Genomic DNA, 1,921 nt, shown 5'->3' on the forward strand with positions numbered 1-1,921 from the left:
ACAACCACAAGACTCAGCGGTGGCTGCTCCATGCTCACGGACAAAACCACACAGCTCCAGCAGGTCCGAACGGATCTCCTGCTGGAGTACTAGCCGGGTTGTTGCGGTTGCTGGCCTATCTCGACCTGCCCGGCGTTAAGGCAGATGAGCACTGAGCCCGGTGTTGTCGGCTCCGGCCGTTGCACGTCAAGTCATCGAGGCATTGCGGTGCGTCGCCGACTGCCTGATGGAGCCGGTTCAGATTTGGGATTCACTTGTGAGGGTCAATGACACCGCCTCGGCGGCCGCCGTCCCAGGTGGTCGTCCACGGTGAGTTCGTTACCGTGGGACCGAGACCGCGATCGCCTCGAAACCCAAGTAGCGGCGGGCTTTGGGTACGCGACGGTCCTCCGGGGCCGCCCCTTGACCTCGGAGCCTCTGCGACGCCTTGAGCCGGCGTTGCGAGCAGGCCTGCCCAGGGAAGGCTCGCGCCGCACCCGCCCGCCAGCACTTTCGGGATATCAAGGATCGCTTGACGTGCCCCAGAGAACGGTGCGCAGGATCGATGAGTGGCGCGATGGGTGGAAGATTGTCGGCGTGGATGAGGCGACTTCGGTGGTGAGTCGGGCGGACCGCGGCCGCGAGCCGTTCATACCCGTAACCGCCGCGCGCTGGTTCGCGGCCTTGCTGGCCGCGTCGGCCTGTGTGCTCGCACTGGTCGCATGCGGTTCTGATCGCCCGACCCGGGAAGAGGCCAGCTCGCTGGCAGTGTCGGAGGAGGCGGTGCGGGCCCGGCACGCGGAGGTGAGAAGGGTCGGAGCACGTCTGACAGCGGTGGTTGAGGGGACCAGGTCGACTGCGGTCGAAACGTCGACTTCCGACATCTGTCGTCTTGGGGTGACTCACGGCCTATGGCCACACGACCCATTTCGCGTTCGTTGCAGTTGGTCGGAGGTTCGGTACCTTCGCGCTGATGGAGATTTGGTTGAGGCGCTGCGCGACGTCGACATCGCCGCCAAGGAGGCCGATTGCCTGCCTGATTCCGTCTCGAACATCGAGGGTGTGGTTCGTTACCTTGAACGCGACGGTAAGTACAGTGATGGCCGTCAAATGTCTTTGCCTAGCTTAGTGTATGCATGTGTGGAAGCCGGCCGGATGCACGTGCATTGGTTTGCGGACAATGCGCCACCAGTGCTGCCAAGCTTTTCTTTCGGGCCGGCGGTGGTCTTTGATGAGCGGTATTCAGTCGACCGGATGGCGGTATGGGCGGATCTACGACGAGAACGTCACCACCTTATTACCCTGGGGATGGGAGAAGCGTATTTCGAGGTGCCTTGGACGGACTGATTGATCTATTCTCAGGGGTGGCGGCGGTAGGCCGGAGTGTGGGACGACCGCAGCGCTTGGCGGGAGGGCGCGATTGTCGTCGCCTGATGAGTAGCGAAAGGGTCGGAGATGGCTAGCTGGATTGATCTCTTGGGCAAGCCGGATGGAATCCGGGCGGTCTACGGCGAGGATCTACCAACGCTGAGTTCGGTTGACCTGCATGAGTTGTCCCTTCACCGGGACGGTCCATTGGCTACGTTGCGATTTGATCTTGCTGAGTTCCCCAGGAGGCCACCGAAGAAGTGGGCTGACCAGGGATTCAACGTGGTGCAGGTCCAACTGAGCCTGGGAGGTGTGCAACGTTTGACTGTCGCCGGCTGGGAGGTGAACGTTACGCTCGACATCGAGGTCGAGCGTAGGGGCGACGTGATCTATCTCAGAACCCTGAATGGTCCAGTCGGGGTGAGCATTGAGGCCCGATCGCTCGTACTGTCACGCCTTTCGGCGCACCGCGATGCCCTGACCCTGATTCTTCGCGGGTCTGACGCCTGTCGATGATTGAGGGGCCGGCATTGTAGCTGGTGGATGTCTTGGGCTCGTCGGGTATGGCTGTGGG

2 protein-coding genes are annotated in these 1,921 nt (G+C 62.2%); both read left to right on the top strand.

Annotation, left to right across the window (positions count from 1 at the left end; translation table 11 throughout):
* The first annotated feature begins 516 nt into the window (after nucleotides 1–516).
* Entirely contained in the window at nucleotides 517–1,326 is an 810-nt protein-coding gene (locus K228_RS28675) for a hypothetical protein (RefSeq protein ID WP_155251641.1), read from the top strand.
* A gap of 108 nt (nucleotides 1,327–1,434) precedes the next feature.
* Nucleotides 1,435–1,863 (top strand): Imm50 family immunity protein, encoded by a 429-nt coding sequence (locus K228_RS28060; RefSeq protein WP_080671708.1) that lies wholly within the window; start codon nucleotides 1,435–1,437, stop codon nucleotides 1,861–1,863.
* Nucleotides 1,864–1,921 lie beyond the last annotated feature (58 nt).

This window comes from Salinispora cortesiana, from assembly GCF_000484695.1.
Classification (GTDB): domain Bacteria; phylum Actinomycetota; class Actinomycetes; order Mycobacteriales; family Micromonosporaceae; genus Micromonospora; species Micromonospora cortesiana.